General features: G+C 59.3%; 21 protein-coding genes and 1 tRNA gene. 3 read left to right on the forward strand and 19 right to left on the reverse strand.

All coding sequences use genetic code 11. The features are described 5' to 3' along the window. Positions 1 to 5: 5 nt before the first annotated feature. From B2G88_RS05350 to mobB, 3 genes are all read right to left on the reverse strand, one after another. Entirely contained in the window at positions 6 to 773 is a 768-nt protein-coding gene (locus B2G88_RS05350) for an enoyl-CoA hydratase/isomerase family protein (RefSeq protein ID WP_054864205.1), read from the reverse strand. 104 nt (positions 774 to 877) lie between these two features. Next, positions 878 to 1546, reverse strand: a complete 669-nt coding sequence (locus B2G88_RS05355) for a helix-turn-helix domain-containing protein (protein ID WP_054864204.1) — start codon at positions 1544 to 1546, stop codon at positions 878 to 880. A gap of 221 nt (positions 1547 to 1767) precedes the next feature. Next, a complete protein-coding gene (mobB, locus tag B2G88_RS05360; RefSeq protein WP_054864203.1) occupies positions 1768 to 2292 on the reverse strand; it encodes a molybdopterin-guanine dinucleotide biosynthesis protein B in 525 nt (174 codons plus the stop codon). 43 nt (positions 2293 to 2335) lie between these two features. Here mobB and B2G88_RS05365 point away from each other — a divergent pair, with 43 nt between their 5' ends. Further along, positions 2336 to 2641, forward strand: a complete 306-nt coding sequence (locus tag B2G88_RS05365) for a hypothetical protein (protein ID WP_087714176.1) — start codon at positions 2336 to 2338, stop codon at positions 2639 to 2641. Here B2G88_RS05365 and B2G88_RS05370 read toward each other — a convergent pair. Beyond that, positions 2607 to 2680, reverse strand: a tRNA-Lys gene (locus B2G88_RS05370). The two genes, B2G88_RS05365 and B2G88_RS05370, sit on opposite strands and share 35 nt — an antisense overlap. Before the next feature lie 175 nt (positions 2681 to 2855). On the opposite strand from B2G88_RS05370, the gene B2G88_RS05375 reads away from it, so the two are divergent. Continuing rightward, positions 2856 to 4304 (forward strand): DHH family phosphoesterase, encoded by a 1449-nt coding sequence (locus tag B2G88_RS05375; RefSeq protein ID WP_087714177.1) that lies wholly within the window; start codon positions 2856 to 2858, stop codon positions 4302 to 4304. A 286-nt stretch (positions 4305 to 4590) separates the two neighbouring features. On the opposite strand, the gene B2G88_RS05380 is transcribed toward B2G88_RS05375, so the two are convergent. The 11 genes from B2G88_RS05380 to B2G88_RS05430 form a co-directional block, all read right to left on the reverse strand. After that, on the reverse strand, positions 4591 to 4884 hold the full coding sequence (locus B2G88_RS05380; protein ID WP_054863139.1) for a PRC-barrel domain-containing protein: 294 nt from the start codon (positions 4882 to 4884) through the stop codon (positions 4591 to 4593). Positions 4885 to 5044: 160 nt separating this feature from the next. Next, entirely contained in the window at positions 5045 to 6193 is a 1149-nt protein-coding gene (locus B2G88_RS05385; protein WP_054863135.1) for a phosphotransacetylase family protein, read from the reverse strand. Further along, complete coding sequence (locus tag B2G88_RS05390; protein ID WP_087714178.1) at positions 6186 to 8291, reverse strand: acetate--CoA ligase family protein; 2106 nt, start codon at positions 8289 to 8291, stop codon at positions 6186 to 6188. The genes B2G88_RS05385 and B2G88_RS05390 overlap by 8 nt, the downstream gene beginning before the upstream one ends. Before the next feature lie 92 nt (positions 8292 to 8383). Then, complete coding sequence (locus B2G88_RS05395) at positions 8384 to 8632, reverse strand: hypothetical protein (RefSeq protein ID WP_054863134.1); 249 nt, start codon at positions 8630 to 8632, stop codon at positions 8384 to 8386. 294 nt (positions 8633 to 8926) lie between these two features. Continuing rightward, entirely contained in the window at positions 8927 to 9577 is a 651-nt protein-coding gene (locus tag B2G88_RS05400) for a helix-turn-helix domain-containing protein (protein ID WP_054863133.1), read from the reverse strand. A gap of 66 nt (positions 9578 to 9643) precedes the next feature. Then, positions 9644 to 10732, reverse strand: a complete 1089-nt coding sequence (locus B2G88_RS05405; RefSeq protein ID WP_054863132.1) for a metal ABC transporter permease — start codon at positions 10730 to 10732, stop codon at positions 9644 to 9646. Further along, on the reverse strand, positions 10732 to 11472 hold the full coding sequence (locus tag B2G88_RS05410; RefSeq protein WP_087714179.1) for a metal ABC transporter ATP-binding protein: 741 nt from the start codon (positions 11470 to 11472) through the stop codon (positions 10732 to 10734). Before B2G88_RS05410 ends, B2G88_RS05405 begins: the two co-directional genes overlap by 1 nt. 48 nt (positions 11473 to 11520) lie before the next feature. Next, entirely contained in the window at positions 11521 to 12966 is a 1446-nt protein-coding gene (locus tag B2G88_RS05415; RefSeq protein ID WP_087714180.1) for a metal ABC transporter substrate-binding protein, read from the reverse strand. A gap of 194 nt (positions 12967 to 13160) precedes the next feature. Beyond that, a complete protein-coding gene (locus B2G88_RS05420; RefSeq protein WP_054863131.1) occupies positions 13161 to 14090 on the reverse strand; it encodes a hypothetical protein in 930 nt (309 codons plus the stop codon). A 133-nt stretch (positions 14091 to 14223) separates the two neighbouring features. Next, the gene (locus B2G88_RS05425) at positions 14224 to 14646 is read right to left on the reverse strand and encodes a hypothetical protein (protein WP_054863130.1); all 423 of its coding nucleotides are present in this window, start codon (positions 14644 to 14646) and stop codon (positions 14224 to 14226) included. A gap of 182 nt (positions 14647 to 14828) precedes the next feature. Next, positions 14829 to 15983, reverse strand: a complete 1155-nt coding sequence (locus B2G88_RS05430; RefSeq protein WP_087714181.1) for a YhjD/YihY/BrkB family envelope integrity protein — start codon at positions 15981 to 15983, stop codon at positions 14829 to 14831. Positions 15984 to 16113: 130 nt separating this feature from the next. Between B2G88_RS05430 and hemE the strand changes: the two genes are divergently transcribed. Continuing rightward, positions 16114 to 17139, forward strand: coding sequence for a uroporphyrinogen decarboxylase (hemE, locus tag B2G88_RS05435; RefSeq protein WP_087714182.1), 1026 nt, complete (start codon positions 16114 to 16116; stop codon positions 17137 to 17139). Between the two features lie 41 nt (positions 17140 to 17180). Here the strand turns inward: hemE and B2G88_RS05440 are convergent, their stop codons facing one another. The 4 genes from B2G88_RS05440 to B2G88_RS05455 all read right to left on the reverse strand — a co-directional run bounded on the left by B2G88_RS05440 (position 17181) and on the right by B2G88_RS05455 (position 19977). Further along, positions 17181 to 17336 (reverse strand): hypothetical protein, encoded by a 156-nt coding sequence (locus B2G88_RS05440; protein ID WP_245835294.1) that lies wholly within the window; start codon positions 17334 to 17336, stop codon positions 17181 to 17183. A 188-nt stretch (positions 17337 to 17524) separates the two neighbouring features. Beyond that, the gene (locus B2G88_RS05445) at positions 17525 to 17866 is read right to left on the reverse strand and encodes a HalOD1 output domain-containing protein (protein ID WP_245835297.1); all 342 of its coding nucleotides are present in this window, start codon (positions 17864 to 17866) and stop codon (positions 17525 to 17527) included. A 72-nt stretch (positions 17867 to 17938) separates the two neighbouring features. Then, on the reverse strand, positions 17939 to 18589 hold the full coding sequence (locus B2G88_RS05450) for a helix-turn-helix domain-containing protein (RefSeq protein WP_087714183.1): 651 nt from the start codon (positions 18587 to 18589) through the stop codon (positions 17939 to 17941). A 170-nt stretch (positions 18590 to 18759) separates the two neighbouring features. Next, positions 18760 to 19977 (reverse strand): RNA-guided endonuclease InsQ/TnpB family protein, encoded by a 1218-nt coding sequence (locus B2G88_RS05455; RefSeq protein ID WP_087714184.1) that lies wholly within the window; start codon positions 19975 to 19977, stop codon positions 18760 to 18762. Between the last annotated feature and the right edge of the window lie 42 nt (positions 19978 to 20019).

Below are 20019 nucleotides of genomic sequence, written 5' to 3' on the forward strand. Positions count from 1 at the left end.
CGAGCCTAGACATCGAACTCCGGCTGACGACCCTCGAGAAACGCAGTAACGCCTTCCTCGTGAGCGTCAGTGTGGCGTGCTTGGACCTGCAACAGGGTTTCGTACTCGAGGGCGTCGTCCCAGGGCCGGCCCATGTTCTCGTGGAGTGCCTGTTTCGTCATGCCGAGAACGTCGGTTGGTCGGCGGGCAAGTCGCTCGACGGTTTCCGTGACCCGATCCTCGAGGTCAGCTGGTGGCACTGCCTCGTTGATCAGGTCGATCTCGGCGGCGTACTCGGCGTCGAAAAATTCGCCGGTGAACGCGAGTTTCTTCGCCGTCCGCAAGCCGACGAGTCGCGGAAGCATGACCGTCCCACCGGTGTCCGGAATCAGGCCAACGCGGACGAACGCACAGGAGAACGTGGCATCTGTCGATGCGTACGCGATATCCGAGAGGGCGGCAATCGCCAGCCCCGCGCCGACGGCATCGCCGTTGATCTTCGCGACGATTGGGACCGGACACTCGAGCAGTGCTTCGACGACCCGGCCGAAGCTCTCGGTGATCGCCTCGTACTCGGCGCGTGGCTCATCAGGCCCCGCAGTCATCGCCTCGAGGTCACCGCCGGCGCTGAACGCCTCGCCCTCGCCGGTGAGGACAATTGCGTCGTACTCCTCGGGCGTGGCGTTGGTCACCTGCTCGACGAGTTGTTCGGCGACGGCTTTCGAAATCGCGTTTCGGACGCCAGGTCGGTCGAACGTCAACTCGAGAATGCCATCGGTAGACTCGACGTGCATACCTAACGCTGCGTCTCGAGGCCCTTAATACTGCGAGCAGAAACAGCGAGGAATGGAGTGGTGCCGCTGTTTCGCCGAATCGATCACAGGTACAGTAGTCCGTCTTAGTCAGAGGGCATCGGCGGCGCAGTCGTCTCCTCTTCGGCGACGTTGAGTTCTGAGGTGACAAGCGCGCGGTAGGCTCGGCGCAGACGCTCCGACAGGGCCTGATGGGAGATGCCGAGTTCGTCCGAGAGTTCCTGCATCGAGACTTCACGCGGAATCTCGAAGTAGCCGTGATCGATTGCTGCGACCAGCGTTTCGTACTGTCGAGAGGTTAGCCCACACTGCGAATGCGTCTCCTCGGCCATGTCGAACAGTCGGACAATCGTCGGTCCGACGTCGTTGTCGACGAGGCGGTCGTACAGCGTGCTCACGTTCTCGCGGTCGACAACGCGAACGCTGAGTAGCCACGTGTTATTCGAGGCCGACGCGGACAGCACTGTCCCACCTTCCTCGAGGACGACCGTGAACGGGTCGACCGTTTCGGGGTCGAATTCGATGTCGTAGAGCCAGCGATCGGTATCCTCACTGACCAGCGCATACGCTTCGATTTCGCTCGAGGTCGCAAGCGCCCGTTCGATTTCGTCCTGTGTCGCCCCCGAAAGCCACAGGCAGTGCCCGCTCGAGGCGATGACGCGTTCCATCTCACAACTCAGCGAGGGAACGTCCTCGAAGAGGTCGCCCAGTCCGGTACCTGCGGCCGGAATTTCGATGTCTGCGATCGATGTCATAAGTTCGTCTCTCAGTACAACCGGGACTGCAATAGTCTCACTTCCAAAGCAATTAGACGCGCTCAAACCGACTTTCATCATCTCCTATCGCTTCATTCATGGCCAAACACACACTAATGAAAATTGATGTATAGCACCACCGGTAGTGCTGTCGTACGAGTGACTACTGCGCTATAGCATCATGGCAGTGCCACAACAGTAAAACGGCATTCCTTGCGATTTCAGCTGGTGTCACGAACATCCTCGAGTGCCTGAACGCTCGTGATCAGCGCCTCGAGTCCGTCCTCACGTCGGCCGATCACCGGCCCGCCGACGGCGTCCGGCGACCGATCTCCGACGAGAATCGTCGGCAGCGGAGCCTCGGTAAAGCCCTCAACGAGAACGATATCGTAGCCGCGGCGCTCGAGGCGTGCAAGCGTGGCAGCGAGTGCTTGTTGTTCAGGGTCATCCTCGAGCAGCGACGCGAACGATGCAGGTGGCTCCGGCGGATTCCGTTTGCCCTGGCTCGAGATGTCGAACGTGAGTTCGGGCGTAATCCCGACGACGGTTTCGGCACCGGCCGTGCGATGGCGGTGGGTGTCTGTCCCGGGCGTATCGATCTCGATATCGTGATGAATCGATTTGACGGTCCCAACGCTGGTGTCGTCGTCTATGAGCCGCGGGATGAGTTCCTCGACGAGCGTCGTCTTGCCCGAATCACTCGGACCAGCAAGGCAAACGACACGGAACGGGGAGTGTGAAGTCATGGATCGCATTCGGACCCCAGATACAAGATGCACTCGAAGAAAAATGATCAGAGTATTCGCCGTCAGTCTGGACGTCCGCGTCATCCCCAGCCTCGAGTATGAACTGTGCGAACGAAATGCGGTTGTAAACGGTGTGGGGCCGGGCGCGATTATGAACTACGCCGAGACGTTCCTGCTCACTTCGTTGCGCGGTCGTCGGCGCAGAGCGCCGACTGCTCGAGGGATCGAAGATCCCTCGCTGGCTGCGACTCGTCTACTTCAAATCACGCCGGTTCCGATGCTCGCCGCTCACGAGTTTGTTCGCGGCGAGAATACGGGCCGGGCGCGATTTGAACACGCGACCGTCTGATTAAGAGTCAGACGCTCTGCCGAACTGAGCTACCGGCCCTATACCCTCGAGTTTCCGGCGGTCGTTCAAATACGTTTCCCTTGAAGACTGTCGTGACAGACCGGGACACGCACGGAGGCGTCCTCGAGAGGTATCGAGTACTGGATCCGATGACACTATCGAAACGTAACAATCTTCGGGACCGTTAAGTGTGGCCGGTCCGACCACACGTGCAATGAGTACGGGGGTTACGATTTCGTCGATCTCTGACTACGCGATCTTGGGCTGTGGCAGCGTGGGCTACGCCGTCGCTGAAGAATTGGTCCAGCAGGGCAAAGACGTCCTCATCATCGACCGCGATGAGAGCCGCGTCGAATCGCTGCGCGACCAGGACCTAGACGCTCGCACCGCCGACATCAGCGAACCCGAGGTTGCCGATCTCGTCAGCGAACGCGGCGTTGTCCTCATCCTCGCGTCCGATGTCGAATCGAACAAAGAGGCAGTCAAACACATCCGCGACCAAAACGACGGCCAATTCATCGTCGCGCGCGCGAGCGATCCAGTCTCGGGCGACGAACTCGAGGAGTTGGGCGCTGACGTCGTTATCAACCCCTCCTCAGTCATCGCCGAATCCGCACTGCGAGCGCTCGAGTCGGGTGAACTCGAGTACAACGCCAGCAAGCTTGCGGACTTACTCGAGGAGACGTCCTCTCGACTGGCGATCATCACGCAGGACAGTCCCGATCCGGATTCGATTGCGTCTGCGGCCGCACTCCAGGCGATTGCGGACCATCTCGGCATCGACTCGGATATCGTCTATTTAGGCGATATGGGTCACCAGGAAAATCGTGCGTTCGTCAATCTTCTAGGAATCGAACTCCTCCAGTGGGACGAACTCGAGGATCGGTCGGTCTATGACACCGTTGCACTGGTCGATCACGCGACCAGCGCGGAAATGGACCTCTCGGTTGATGCGGTGATCGACCATCACGAACTCGAGGCCGATTACGAACCTGAATTCGTCGATATTCGGCCGAACATGTCCTCGACGTCGACGATCATCACGAAGTACATTCAGGAATTCGACATGAACGTCTCGGAGGAAGTCGCGACTGCGCTTCTGTACGGAATCCGCGCGGAGACGCTGGATTTCAAACGCGACACAACCCCCGCAGACCTCACCGCTGCGGCGTATCTCTATCCGTTCGCGAACCACGATACCCTAGAGCAGGTCGAATCACCGTCGATGTCGCCGGAAACGCTCGACGTGCTCGCCGAAGCGATCACCAACCGCGACGTCCAAGGCAGCCATCTCGTCTCGAACGCCGGGTTCGTCCGCGACCGCGAGGCACTCACGCAGGCCGCGAGTCACCTCCTCGATCTCGAGGGTGTCACCACGACTGCGGTCTTCGGAATCGCCGACGAGACCATCTTCCTCGCCGGCCGGTCGAAGGATATCCGTATCAACATCGGCAAAGTGCTCGATGACGCCTACGGCGAGATGGGCGAAACCGCCGGCCACTCCACGCAGGCCAGCGCAGAGATCCCGCTCGGCATCTTCACCGGCATCGAAATATCCGACGACAACCGGAATACGCTCCTCGAGTTGACCGAAGAGGCAGTCACGCGGACGCTGTTCGATACGATGGGCGTCGACGGCACGGAAGGTTCGAACGGGTCCTAATGCTCACATCCAGCGCGAAGACGTGCGTGTCTCGCGTGTCGATTCTGCAGTCTCAGATCGTCTCGCCCCAGCCCGAAGAAATCAATGACTTGGTCACAGTAGGCATCGCTCCCCTGTTTCAAAGTGCCTCGAGAACAGCGCGCAGATTCATACGGGTTACTGTCCGTCATTTCCGTCGTAACCGCGATTCGGTGGCGGTTACAGCGGTGGACTCGCTGCACTCCCCCACCGAGACTCGTCTCACACGGTTCGACTCACCGCCGGCAAATCGGTACCGCAATCCGTATCAGGCGAGAATTTCGTCTTCTTCGTCGTCGGGGTCGCGAACGCGTTCGACAACTTCGTTGACCAGAACCACGTCGCCAACGGAGCGAACCCACCGGTATGGGACGATGACGCCCTGGCCGGACTGGGCTTCCTGTGAAAACAGTTCGCGATTCAGATTGCCGAGTGCGAGGCCAGTGACGACCTGGCCGTCGATATTCAACTGGAGGTCCTCGATTTCGCCGACGAAAACGCCGCTGTTCGAGTAAACCTCGCGGCCGACGATTGAGGTGATTTCCTGCGGGGTGTCGTCCATGTCTCCCATGTCTTGGCTCATGCGCGGCGGACTCTTAATTGTTGGTCAGACAGTGCAGTCACCTCACCCACCGATGGACGGACCAAAAATACAGAAACGGGCTGAAATCGAGCCATAGCCACCGTTTCGTCCCACGACAGCCCCGCGATGGTTCCGGCGACTACCTCTCGAGTCCGAGAACGTCCTCGAGTGCGGCGTGGTCCGACAGTAACGCCTGCATCTGTGCGACGGTGTCGGCGTCTCGAGTGCGTCCGCTTCGGACGACATCTTCTGCGCGCTCGACGGTCGTCACGGTATCCGTCTGGACCGAAAGGACGGGAACGCCCTTCTCAGCGGCCTGGCCCAGTATCGCACCGGATGGTCGGTGGCCACCAGTGAGAATTAAACAGCGGATTCCGGGGGCCTCGAGCGCGGCGGTGTGAATCTCGGCGCGGTCGCCACCGGTGATGACGGCCGCGTCTTTCGTCCGGCGGAAGTGCCGGAGTGCGCTGTCGGCACCCATTGCGCCGACGGCGAAGCGTTCGACATAGCTGTCTTCGCCCTCGTCGACGAGCACCGACGCGCCGAGTTCGTCCGCGAGTTCGGCGACGGTGACACCTGCGAGCGTCTGTTCGCTCGGAAGCACGCCGTAAACCGACACGTCTCGGCCCTCGAGGAAGGGAACCACGTCGGTCTCGAGTTGGTCGTAGGCCGCGTCGGGCACGTTGTTGAAGATGACGCCAGCAAAGTGGTCACCGAAGGCGTCGGCCGCGGCGAGGACGTCGTCGACGTCGCCGGGCTGTTGATAGGGCGCGACCAGTACGACGCGAGCCTCGAGCAGTTCCGCGACGTCAACATCAGTAAGGTCGACGATGCCACCAACGGCGTACTCGCCGCCGCCTTCGACGAACATTCGGTCGTGGCCTGCAGCGAGGTCGTCGAACGCCTCCGTAATGCGTTCGCGCAGTTTTGCTGGGTCTTCGCGCCCGCGGATCGCCTGCTCGATGAACGTCGGCGAGTAGACCACGGGCTCTAAGTCGTGCATCTCGGCCTCGAGACCGAGCAGTTCGCGTGCGAGCATCGGGTCTTCGTCGACGGTCTTGCCGACGTTACTCTGCAGGCGCGTGCCCTTTGGCTTCATGTAGCCGACGCTGTCGCCGTCTTCGTGGGCGAGTTCGGCCAGCGCAAGCGTGATCGCAGTCTTGCCGACGCTTTCGGCGAGCGAACTGACGAGGATTGTCTCGGTCTCGCCGGCGCTCGAGTCGGGGCTGCGTGTCGGTTCGGTCTGTTGATCGGTGTCGGTGTCAGTATCGGTATCTGTGTCAGTCATCGGTGAACGCCTCCGTATCGACAGTCAGTCGCAGGTCAATCGCCTGTACGCCTTCGGGGCCGGCCACGAGCGGGTTCACGTCCAACTCGAGGATCGACGGGAAGTCCGTCACGAGCTGTGAGAGTCGCTGGATCGTCTCGACAACCGCGTTGACGTCCGCCGGTTCGCGGCCACGCGCGCCGCGCAACAGCGGCGCAGCCTGAATCTCGTCGACCATCGCGCGGGCTTCGTCCTCACCGATTGGGGCGACTCTGACCGACGTATCCTCGAGAATTTCGACGAAGATCCCGCCGAGGCCGAACAACAACAGCGGGCCGAACTGCGGGTCACGGTTCATCCCGACGATGGTTTCGGTCGAGGCCTCGAGATCGAGCATCTCCTGGACCTGCACGCCGATGATGGTCGCGTCGGGCTGATAGTTACGCGCCCGTGAGACGACATCCTCGTAGGCGTCGTAGACGTTGTCGTCGCTCACGCCGACTTTCACGCCGCCGATGTCGGACTTGTGTGAGATATCCGGGCTAACAATCTTCATCACGACGTCGCCCTCGATTGACTCGGCGACCTCGTGTGCCCGCGCCGGGTCGTCGACGATTTCGCCCGTCGGTGTGGGAATCCCGTACGCCTCGAGGAGGTCCATCGACTCGACGCCGAGTCGGTTGTCCTCACGATCCGTTGCTCGCGCGATGATCTCGCGGGCACGCTCGCGGTCGACATCGAACGCGATGGGGTCGTCTCGAACCTGCGCGCGAACGTCACGATAACGCGTCAGTCCGTCAAGACCCGCAATCGCCCGCGAGGGATCGAAGTAGTTCGGGATGCCAAACTCCCGGAGCACTTCGTCGGCCGCTCGAGCGCGGCTCCCGCCCATCAGGCAGGTGACGACCGGTTTGTCGTAGGCCTCGCGTTTTTCGATCACCGTCTCGGCGAGGTTGTCGTAGGTGAGGACGGCCGTTGGCGCGGCGACGACGACGGCACTGCCGACGTTCGGGTCCTCGAGTGCGATCTCTAAGGCCTCGCCAAAGCGCTCGGTGTCGGCGTCGCCGATGGCATCGATTGGGTTGTAGATGTTCGCCTCGTCGGGCATCGCCGCGCCGAGTCGGTCGATGGTTTCGTCGGTGAAGTTCGCCATGTCGAGCGTCGAGTCACCGACGGCATCGGTTGTCAGGACGCCGGGGCCACCGGCGTTAGTCACGACGGCGACGCCGTCGGCGTCGGGTTCGGGCAGTCCTGACAGTGCCCGCGCGTAGTCGAACAGTTCCTGGACGGACTCGGCGCGAATTACGCCTGCCTGCTCTAAGCCGGCCTGATAGGCGCGTTCACTGCCCGCAATTGCACCCGTATGTGAGGACGCAGCCTGTGCCCCCGCGTCAGTTCGCCCTGATTTCACGAGGACGATTGGCGTGTCGTTAGTCACCTCACGGGCTGTCTCGATGAATCGCTGGCCATCATCGATATCCTCGAGATAGCCGATGATCACGTCCGTCTCAGGGTCTTCGCCCCACTCCTCGATGAAGTCCGTTTCGTCGAGGACGGACTTGTTGCCCAGTGAGACGACGTCTTTGAATCCGATTCGCTGTTCGTTCGCCCAGTCGAGTACAGCGGTGATGAACGCACCCGACTGGCTCATAAACGAAATCGAGCCTTCGCGGGCGTTTTCGGGGCCGAACGTGGCGTTCATGCCACTCGGCGTCGACATAACGCCGAGGCTATTCGGGCCGACAACGTTCAGATCGTATTCAGTGGCGATTTCTCGGAGCCGTCGCTCGCGCGTGGCCCCGTCGCCGCCGGTCTCCGCAAAGCCGGCTGTGATGACGACGACGTTTTCCGTCCCCGTCTCGCCGAGTTCCCGAACCGCCTCGAGAACGATTGGCGGGGGAACGACGACGACACCCAGCTCTATCGGCGGCGCACTCGACACGTCTTCATAGCACTCGAGCCCAAGAACCTCCTCGCGAGAGGGGTTTACCGGGACGATCTCACCGTCGAAATCCGACTGTAGATTCTCGAGGATCGCCCGGCCAACTGCGCCGTCACGGTCGGTTGCACCGACCACGCCGACAGTCTCGGGATCGAAGAGTGTAGCTAGCCGTCCCATCATCTGAGACGTCACTTCGAAGTGAGTTAAAGCCCGCTCTCGTTCCCACGGCGTAGGCAGACAGAAGAATCGAACTGTGACTGCTCGAGCAGTTACTCGATAGCCTCGAGAAATTCGTCCAACGTATCGGTCAATTCATCGACAGGATCGCCATCATCGTCGGCCGAGTAGCGGACGATATACGTGTCCGTCTCGACAGCTTCGCGCGTCGTATCGACGCCGTTGACACCTTTCCAGATTGCTGAGACCTCGACTGTTCCGTACTGGTCGTGGTCGTACGTTTCCCCCCGTTCAACGACGGTATCCGCGCCGGAACTGGGGAGATCGGTTGTCTCATCCATTCGCAGTCGACCTCGCTGTTTCGTCTGTGCTCTCGATGGCCGTCACTGTAGGCTCGAGGAGTCGATGCGCATATGGCTCCGGTTTACTGTCGGACAGAGTGAGAACGTCTCTCGAGTGCTCGATGTCGCGCACACTCTCTCTAATCACGTCGAACATCTATGGCTGACTTTTGCATACGTAACCTCACTATACGTCATCGGGGGTATCGTCGGAGTGTATTGTTTCTCGCTGACAAACCAAGAGACAGCGCTGAAGGCCCGGTTTCAAGGGCGCTGGGAGGCGACGATACCCCCTCAGTCCGTCGCGCCAATGAGTGTACTTGCAATCAAGTTCCGCGTTCCGCGTTGCAATCTGGATGCAACTGCCTGTCGCGTAATCTCGAGTTCAGCGGCGATATCGTCCTGTGATGCAGTCCGCGGTGAATCGTAGTACCCATGCGAGTACGCAAGCACTAACGCCTCGCGCTGGGCATCCGTCAAGTCGTACTCACTGCCCGAATGCAACGGCGAAAGTGCGTGCAACTGGACGAGTTCGATGGGGATCCCACACTCACGACAGTACGACTGAAACTCCGAGACGGCCGCCTGCTCCGTCGCTCGGACGTCGAACGTCCACTTCTCGTGCGTGCCAACTGCCGATACCAGCGCGATATCTGTCTCGAAAATGGCCGTCAGCACGCTTTCGTAGTCGAAATCCCAGTCGATCCGAACGAACACCTCCGTCTCGAGGGCGTCGATAATCTGGAGGTCGTTGATACCCGGATGGTCAACACCCTCGAGATCAATCGCTGCTGCATCGACGTCTTGCAACCAGAAGTACGGAACCAACGCGTCGTTTGTCGGGATGACCCGCTCGAGTTCGATACGGGAAGCGGGAAACTTCGAGAAGACCTCTGCGAGCGGAAACTCTCCTTCCTCGGCGGTGAACGAGGCTTCGATGGCCATACTGAGTATTCGACTGCAGCGACAAAGGATCTGTGAACGGATGGCATACTCGGGCACGCGACCAAATTAATGCATGGAGAGTGCAACACCAGAGCGACTCGAGAGCGCAATTGTTGCGAGATAACAACAGATTGCGACGACGATAATCGAACCACCGGGTGGGAGACTCTGACTGAGCGCGAACGCAAAGCCGCCAAGTATCGAGACCTGGCCGAACAGAATCGAGAGAAACAGCGTTTCACGGAAGCTATTGGCGATCTGTGAGGCAGCCGCGACGGGAATAACGAGCATCCCGGCGACGAGGATCACACCGAGAATCTGCATCGCGCCGACGACGACGACGGCAGTCATAACGACCAGCAGAGTGTTGTAGGCGGTGACGTTGAGTTGGGCGACGCGGGCCGCCTGCTCGTCGAACGTGATAAACAGCAGTTGTTTGTACGTCAACGCGATGACGGCGACGACGGACACCGTGAGAACTGCCATCATACGCGCGCCACCGGATGGCACAACCGAGAGGCTCCCAAAGAGCCAGCCCTCGATATCGATGGCAACCGACATCGTCCCTCGCCCCCAGCTAATCAGCAACGTCCCAACAGCGAAACTCCCGGTGAGCATGATTGCAATCGGCACGTCACCGAACGTGTTGGTGTGTTCGGTCAGCCACTGGACGCCGAGTGCACCGAGTATGCTGACAATGAGTGCGACGATCAACAGCGAGCCCTCCCAGCCCGTCACGGCGATGACAAGGAAGCCGACTGCAACGCCCGCGAACGCGGTATGGGCGAGCGTCTCACCGATCAGCGCCATTTGCCGGTGGACGAGGTAGGTCCCGATTAGCGGCGCGACGATTCCGATGAGGACGCCAGTGGCGATCATTCGCCACATAAACGCGTGCTGGAAGACGTTTGTCCCAACCGAGTAGTCAATCCACATGCCAGCGATGAGGAACTGCTCGAAGAGCACCGCCGCACTGCCGTTGAGGTGGCGCAACCAGTCGAGGGCGATAAACGCGATCATCGCCGTTGCAAGCAGCGCAACGAGGCCGATCCCGACGATCTCGAGGCCGTAGCGAAGATCGAGCCCCTCGTGTGTCTCCGGTTGCTGTGCCTCCGCAGCGTCGCGTGCTCCTGAGGCGCGTTCGTCCCCGCTCATCAGTGGTGATGGTGGACGACCGTGCCTGTCGCCCCGTAGGCTTCACTTAGTGCATCGCTTTCGACGAACGATTCCGTATCGCCGTGGTGATACAGTTGCGTATTGATGCAGGCGATTCGATCCGCCCGATCCGTGACAACGCCGATATCGTGCTCGATCAGAATAATCGTGATTCCCGACTCGTTTAACGACTCGAGCAACTGATAGAACGCATCACGCGATTCTGCATCGACACCGACCGTCGGTTCATCCAGTGCGAGCAAGTCGGCTTCCGAGGCCAGCGCCCGCGCGATATAAGCTCGTTGGCGCTGTCCACCCGACAGTTGGTTCATCTGCTGGTCAGCGAGGTCCGTAATGTCGACCGTCTCGAGTGCGTCATCTGCAATTTTGCGATCTTCATCGCTGAGTCGACCGTGACCCACGTGAGCAAATCGGCCCATTCGGACACACTCACGAACGGTGACGGGCATCGTCCCGCCACGATCCGTTGCTTTCTGTGAAACGTAGCCGATGCGCTCGCCCTGATCGAACGAGTCCACGGGCTGGCCGAACAGTTCGACGACGCCGCTATCGGGGCTGAGAAGCCCGAGAATAATATGGAGAAGCGTCGTTTTCCCCGATCCGTTCGGCCCAATCAATCCCAAGAAGTCCCCGGACTCGATAGTCAGCGTGACGTCCTCGAGTGCAGGCTGGTCACCGTAAGCGAACGAGACGTTTCGAACGTTGACTGCGTTACTCACTCTCGATTCACCAGCAGTTCGACCGCGAGGATATGTACATGTTGCATTCTACTCAGCTCCAAGTGCTGCCCGCAGTGATGGAATGTTCAACTCCTCCATCTGCTCGACCCAGCCCCAGTCCTGTTCGTTCCACTCTGCAGTCGTTCCCTCAGTGGGGCTGATCGGGACGGCGTCGGTCGCCATACTGTTCTCGAGTAAGTGTTCAGCTTCTCGAGGCATCTCGCCTTCGTTCGCGTCGAACGGATCGTACAGAATCGTCTCGATTGCTTCCTCGTCAATCAGTTCGATGGTATCGGCCAGATCACCGGGCGTTAGGTCCGCATCCGGCGAAATCGGGGACGGCGTATGAACGTCGAACCCGTATCGCTGCTCGAGATACTGGAACGAGTCGTGGCCGGCGAGGACGGCAACGTCGCGTTCAGCTTCTGCGACGACCGTCTGGAACTGCTCGTGGACGTCCTCGAGACGCTCGCTGTAGGTGTCGGCGTTGTCCTGATACGTTTCGGCGTTGTCCGGGTCGAGTTCGGCGAGGCCGTCCGCAATTGTCGTGACCATCTCCTGGACGAGCATCGGATCGGTCCAGACGTGTGGATCGTAAAACTCCGGAACCTCACTCTCGTCGAGTTCGTCGACAACCTCGAGTGTGAGCGTATCGGCGCTCGAATCCCAGACGACGTCGCCGTCTGCGACGAGTTCGAAAATAACGCGCGTTCGGCCCGTCTCGAGGCCGTGGAACTCGAGGTGGTCGCCATGAGAGTCGATATCGACGAGTCCCTCAGTTGCACCGTCGACGATGCGGGCCTCGAGCGAGAACGGGTCGCCCTCGCCGAGTGGCAGGACGCGTCCCTCGTCGTCTTCGACGACTGCGCCGACGGCACCGTAGCTGTCGACTGGGACGTCAGGCAGCCCCTGATGCCAGTGGTCGTTGTGCCAGGAGGCGGCGTCATTGCCCGTCTGGCGATTGATGAGTTGGAACTCCGCAATCGAGACGTCCGCTGGGTCACCGTCGTACTCGTCGTGGTCGTCACCATCGTGGTCGTGGTCGTCGTGGTCGTCGTGGTCGTCACCATCGTCGTGGTCGTGGCCATCCCCTCCAGCAGCCGGCAACAGTTCCGACTCGAGGCCGTCCATCGCGTCAATCAGCGTGATGTGATCGTAATCGCTCTCGAGGTCAGCGGCGACGTTCTGTGCCCACGAGAACTCGGGTGTGTCGAGATAGACGAACACTTCCGTGGAAGCGATGTCGGCGATGAGATCGCTCTGTGGATCCCAACCATGTCCCATCTCGCCCGTACTCACAGGGTTCTCGAAGTCCATTTGGTCGCCAGAAATCTGTTCGGTCCAATCCCAGAGAGCGAAAAATGCTGCATAGCCGCCGTCAGGATCACGTCCAGTATCCGGCTCGCTCAGACACCCCGCGAGCCCGCCGAGTGCAACGGCACCTGCACCGACGCTCGCACTCGAGCGCAGTACTGAACGGCGTGTTCGGTCCATGTACGAGGGTACGCTCTCTCGGGTAAAAGGGTTGTTATCCAAAATAGCGCAGTTAATAATCGAAGGTAGCTATAGGCCGATTCGCTAGTAACACCGCAGAGGGGATCGAGCGCGAGGCGGGGACCGCGACCGCAACCAGTTCGGCAGACGGGGTCGCCGGATGCCACGGCGAACCCGACAGTCAGCAGGGTCCGTTAGTGGTCTTCGACCGTGATTGCGAGTGGCTCGCTTTCCCAGTCGGCGTGGTCGTCATGCCAGAGCATGAAGACGACCTCGGTCTCGCCGTCTGCTTCGCCGTGGATGTGGACGTGGTCGCCGTGGAAGTCGTCGGCGTCGTCAATCTTGACGATATCCTCGTTGGCGTCGTCGGCAACGCGGACACCGAGTTCGTACTCCTCGGACCCACCAATCGGAATCTCGTCACCGTGGTCATCGTAGAACTCGCCGCCCAGCGAAACGTGTGCATCGACGTGGACGTGTGGGAGTTCACCGTCCCAGTGGTCGTCGTGATACGCCGCGACCTGCTCGTGGGGATCTTCAGCGCGGTCGAGGATCTTCAGTTCCTCAACCTCCGCGTGGCCGTGATCGTCGTGATCGTCGTGATCGTGGTCACCAACGTCGACCTCGAGTTCTGGCGTTTCGTAGCCAACCTCGCCGTCTTCGACGAGTTGGAACGTAATATCTGCAAAGCCATCGTCCTCGCCGTGAATGTGGACGTGATCGCCGTGGAAGTCGACGTCGATCACGTCGTCGCCGCTGACGATATCGACCTCGAGATCGATTCCGTCGCCGAGTTCGATCTCATCACCGTCCTCATCTTCGACGGATGCTCCGAGCGAGAGGTAATCGTCATGGGGGATCTCGAGTGGGTCGTCGTGCCAGTGGTCGCCGTGGATGTAGACGAGGACATCCTCGTCGTGGTCGCGGTCGAGAACGTCGAATTCGGCGACGGGGAGATCGTGGTCGTCATCATGATTATCGTCGTGGTCGTCGTCATGGTCGTCGCTGCTTCCATTGCCGTTTCCATCGTCATCATCGCTGAGACAGCCGGCAAATGCGAGTGCTGCAAGGGAGCCGGACGTCGCGAGCAATGACCGACGAGACGAGCGTCGTGAATCAGTCACTAGTAGTCACCACTCATCAGTTGCGGGTAGTTAGTAATGAACCTAACGATGTTATTAATAGGAGCCAAGGGAGTTCGTGAGGATAGCAATATTGCTCGAGTGAGTCAAATCAGCACCCACGAGAACAGCCATCCTACTCGAGTGAGACGTCGACTGTCACGCCATCACACCGATGATACGTGGGACTCCGCTCGGGGTCGGAGTCACGCAACACCTCGAAGGCGTCGAACCGAATCACGAGACGGCCGGGATCAATTGTCGCTCGGACCATCGGCCCGCGACTCGTGACAATAACGTACGGCGGTGCTGGAACCGGCGACCCCTGACACTCGTAGTCGAGCGCCTCGACGACATCGACTAACAGCGACGCGAGCGTCTCGAGCAATCCGCGCTCCTCGAGTGCGTCACGAAAGGGGCCGACAACTGCGTCGGGGTTGGTGGTTCGGGCGGTATCCCAGGGAGCAGCGACCTGTATTGCACAGTCATTGATCGCCGCGATAGTCGGGCGATGGGCCGTCTGAATCCGCTGGCGTGCCTCCCGGACAGGATACGACACGGCCGAAAGTGCGCGCTCTCAGTACTAAGGTGTCCGGGTTTCGCTCAATGGTTTACTGTACGTCAGTACCGACGCAACCGCAACCCGGCGGCGGTTGCAGCGGTGGACTCGCTGCACTCCCCCACCGGGACTCGTTTCACACGGTTTGACTCACCGCCGGTAGATCGGTACAGCAATCCGTATTAGTCCTGTTTGGTCGTCCCGATTCGAATCGTCCGGACGTGTGCAAGCGCCTGCCGGGCGACCCAGCGCCACCCCGAGGTCTCCTCGGCAACATCGAGTCGCTGTCGCAACCGGACGTTCTCCGCCTCGAGTCGGTCACGCTCGCGCGCTATCGATTCGCGTTCGGTCTCAAGTCGTTTGAGTCGGTCCTCGAGATGATACCGGCGCTGGCGCTGTGCGCGCAGGTCGTTCTGGAGAAGGTCACGCTCGCGCGTTACAGACTCGAGTGAGCGCTCGAGACGCTCGTGTGTGCGCCGGGCGTCGTCGACGAACGGTGGGCGATCCGAGTCGGGAATACCGGGCAAGTCGTCGTTGTCATCGTCTGGAATCTCGATGCGGCCAGCCCCAATTGCGTTGACGACGCCGCCGACGAGCAGGATCATCGACCCGAAGTACAACCAGGTGAGCAAGAGCAAGATGGCTCCAATCGGGCCTGCAGCCTCGGAGTCTCCGGCAAACGAGACGTAGACGCTAAACAGCGACTGCAGTATCGTCCAGCCGACGGCGGCGACGAGGACACCGGGGATGACTTCACGTTTGGCAACGCCGACGTCGGGGAAAAAGTAGTACATCGGGAAGAACGCAGCCGAGAGGATGACGACGAGAAAGAGCGGTTGCACAATCCCGATGAACGGAATGTCAGGGAAGAACGCGAGCACGAGACTCGCGACAACGGCAGCGATCAGGGCACCGCCAATCGTTCCGAGCACGAGCAGTGCGTCCTGGAGCTGTGAGACAAACGAGCCCTTGTCGTCGGACTCATAGATCTCTGAAAACGCTGTGTCGAGCCCGCGGAAGATTTTCAGCGACCCCCAGAGCAGGATAACGAGGCCAATGAGCGTCGACCCCGCAGTCGCGGGCGAGTCTTCGATTGCCTCCTCGATCAGCAACTGCCCGCTTTCGGGCAAGAACCCTTCCGTCGCTGCGGTGGTCTGGGACGCAAACTGCTCGTCGCCCACAATCGTCACGAGGAAAAAGACCAAGACGAGCAACGGCAGGAGTGAGATAAACGCCTGATACGCGAGACTCGCAGCCATAAACGGCACCTTCTTCGCTTGAATCCCTGCAACAATCGACTTCCCGAACGAGACGGCGTCTCCGGCGGTCGTGGCCATAGCTGATACACGAGCGCCACGATGATAGTAATTCGCTTGCAAGTCATACGAAAGCGCCACACGAGCGCCGAAACCGGGTGTGTTCGACCGCTTTCACAACTATTAGGCCGCCGCCGTCCAACAGCAACCTATGAAAGAGCTGTTCATCAGGGCGGCCCAGGGCGAGCGGACGGAACGCCCCCCGGTGTGGATGATGCGCCAGGCCGGACGCTATCTCCCCGAGTACCGCGACCTCCGGGAAGACTACTCATTTCTCGAGGCGATTTCAACGCCAGAGGTCGCTGCCGAAATCTCCCTCCAGCCTTGGGAGCGGTTCCAGCCCGACGGCGTCGTCATGTACTCCGATATTCTGACCGTCCTCGAGCCATTGGGCTTTTCCTATCACCTCGAGTCCGGCGTCGGCCCGGTCGTCGAAAACCCGGTCGAGGAACCTGCAGACACGGCCCGCGAACGCGGCGACGTCCGCGAGGAACTGTGGTACGTCGGCGACCTCCTCGAGCGTCTAACGGATGAACTCGGCTCACAGGCTGCCGTCCTCGGCTTTTCCGGCGGCCCGTTCACGCTTGGTGCGTACGTCTGTGAAGGGACGCCGTCGCGGTCGTTCATGGCGATTCGGCGACTCCGTGCAGAACACCCCGAGGCGTTCGAACGGCTCCTGCAGGCGTTTACCGACATCATCGTCGAGTACGTCACCTATCAAGTCGAGTCGGGCGCAGATGCAATCCAACTATTCGACACCTACGCTGGCCTTCTCTCACCCGCAGACTACCGCGAGTTCTTGCTCCCGCTCCATCAAGAGATCCTCGAGGCTGTCGACGTCCCCACGATCATCTTCGCGCGCAACATGAGCGGCAACCTCGAGTTGCTCGCCGAAAGCGGGGCCGACGTGGTCGGCCTCGACTGGACGGTCGATATCACGCAGGACCACGACGCACTCGAGGACGTCGCGATTCAGGGCAACCTTGATCCCGCGCTGTTGTACGGCGATCCGGCAGACGTTCGCGAACGCACGCTCGAGGTGATCGATGCTGCGGGGAGGGACGGACACATTCTCAATCTGGGCCACGGCGTCGACCGGAAGACGCCGGTCGAAAACGTCGAGGCGTTCTTCGAGACGGCAACACAGTACGACGCGGACGGCGAAAATAGCTTGTAAACTGAGTTATACTGAGCGCAATTCGTTCTGAGAGTGGATTCTCATTCCGTGGCTTCGATGAACTCATCGAGCGGTCCCGTGAGTTCGTCTCCCTGTTCGCTGCCCTCTTCCGTCGAGTACCGAACGATGATGACGTCCCTTTGACCGGTGTGACGTGCTGAATCGACGTGGTCAATTCCCCGCCATATTCCGGTCATTTCGACGAGACCGAAGTTGTCATGCTCGGATGTTTCGTCCTGTTCGATTACTTAATCCGACTCGGATCCCGGTAGATCGTCCGCGTTACCCCTCTATAGAAGTATTTGGGAGACAAAACGTCAAAATCTCACAGCCCTTTTTACGTCATCGCTCTCAGACGGTTGTCGACTTACCCCCACCATTCCGACTACGTGTTCTCCGTGGGTTTGGCCTCAATAACTCCCTCGCTGGATACGGTCACTTCAAATCCTTCGTACAAAAATGAGAGGGACCCATTTCTCTGCCCTTCGGAGACTGTTGGAGCGAATAATTTATCGAGCGCTTCGGTATCAATCACATAGTGAAGCGGTGTTAATTCGTGGGGATTTCGTTGGTCAGCAGCCGCTATCGCCGCGATAATTGCGATACTCAGCTTATCACGACTACTGTCGTACTCCGCTCGGTAGACACCATCATCAACGACGAACTCAACGGATTTCATCGACGGAACGATTTCGACGGTATCTACTGCCGTATTAGAGAATTCCATCACCAGAACAAACGGGAGCCACCGGGATGACGATGAATTTTGCTCGTGCAATACCTATTTAAGTATCATTTGTCACTCTTGAGACGTTATCAATGTACTTGCTACAAGCCGTCGAAGCCCACGTTGTAACCGTGACGAAACAGCCTGTCGGCTGATATCGAGTTCGTCGGCGAGATCATCTTGTGTGGCGTCACGTGGCGAGTCAAAGTAGCCGCGAGAATACGCCAATACCAACGCTTTCCGCTGTCCGTCGGTTAGGTCGTACTCCCGATCCAACTCGAGTGGCGAAAGCGCATGCAATTGAGAGAGTTTGATGGGAACATCGTTCCCGTGGCAGTACGTCTGGAACGCAGAGACGTTCTTCTGATCGCTGCTTCTGACTTCGAACGTCCAGTTCTCCGCATCACCCAATCCAGAAAGAAGGGTGACGTCGGTGTTGACGATTGCGGTGAGAACGCTTTCGTGATCGAGGTTCCAGTCGATCCGGACAAGCATCTGATTCTCCAGTTCGTCAACCACTTTGAAATTATCGACCCCTTCGTCGCCACTCATATCAGCCGAGAATTCGCTGATGTTCTCCGAATAAATCCAAAAATAGGGAACGACGGCATCCTTGGTCGGGACAACCCGGTCCAGTTCGATTCTGGCGTCTGGTAACGCCTTGAAAATGGCGTTCAATGGAAATTCGGGTTGATCGATAGTGAATGAGGCTTCGATGGCCATAGACACGAATAGTGATCTGGCCCTTTGAGTGTTGTTCGTTACCTCACTATCTGCTGTACAGGCACAACGCTCTTCGCTCAACCGACGCTAACGGATCTATGACTGGGCGTCAACTGCCCCGCGCACGGTGGCGCGGGGCTTGTCAGTGAACTCGACCTCTACCGACTAAGTTAGTCAGACGGGACAAATCCCCGGTTCGGTGTCACCATTCCTGACTTCAGGGCGAGTTGACTGTCGCCCGTCCGCCGAGACGACTGTAGGCCCCGACGGACATACCGCCACCCAACATTCTTCGCACCGACGTAATCTGCATTTTGAGTTGCACCACACGACTCACACTCAAACTCCGCCTGTCGCACCCTATTCCCTTCGCTCGTATGCCCACACTCGGGACACCGCCGACTCGTGTTCTTCGGGTCTACAAACTCGACACTAATCCCGTGGGCTTCAGCTTTGTACTCTACAAGGTCAACGAGTTGCCGGTGTGCCCACTGGTGGAACTCTTTCACGGGCGGCGCACGCTCTCGGATGTGCTTTAGATTCTCGAACGCGATGTATTCGCAGTCGTGTGTGCGTGCTTCTTCGAGAATCTGGTTAGCGACTTGATGGAGTTGGTCACGGAGATACCGTGACTCGCGCCCACTCATCTGCTGAATCGTCCGATGGGCGGATTGTGTCCCGGTCTGCTGAAGGTTTCCGCGAATCCGCTCGAACTCTCGATGCTGGTGTCGAAGCTCTCTGCCGGATGCGAAGTACGCTGTGCTGGTGGTGGCGATGTTTACGATGCCGAGGTCAACGCCGAGAACTGTCCTGTCCTCGTCGTCATCCTGTCTTTCGACCTGCTTCTCGGGCTTCGGCTTGCGAAACCCGAGGTGGAGGTAGTATTCACCATCACGCTTTGACAGCGTAGACTCTGTTACTTCCCACTCGTCATCGTTGAGGTATTCGTGTTGATACCCGTCTTCTTCGTCGGGAAGGTTCAAGTCACACCGAATCCGGCCATCGACAGTGGAAAGCGACACAGACCCATCATCGAACAGCGTCATCGTCCGGGTGTCGTATTTCACCGTATTACTGGTGAACTCTGGTCGGGACGTTTTGTAGTGTTCATCGAGGTCTTCGATTGCTTCGACACCATCGAGGGCGGCTGCGGCCTGATGGGTGGCGAGAATCGCGTGTTGACTCCCGAGATGTGTTTCCTCCAACACCGTGTCGTAGGCGAGGTCTTGGAGGTAGGTTTTCCGCGTCTCACCGTTTTCCCATCCGATGCGGCTACTGATGTTACAGGCAGTTTTCCACTCAGTGATGGTGGCTTCGAGCAAGTCCTGTTGATCGGTGGTGAGGATGGGGCGGGTGATTGCGGTACGTCTCAGGTAGTCGTCTGCCACGGGTTTCAATAGATGGTATAGATACTTAATAGTCCGTGGTTA

Origin of the sequence: Natronolimnobius baerhuensis (assembly GCF_002177135.1) — an archaeon.
Lineage (GTDB): Archaea > Halobacteriota > Halobacteria > Halobacteriales > Natrialbaceae > Natronolimnobius > Natronolimnobius baerhuensis.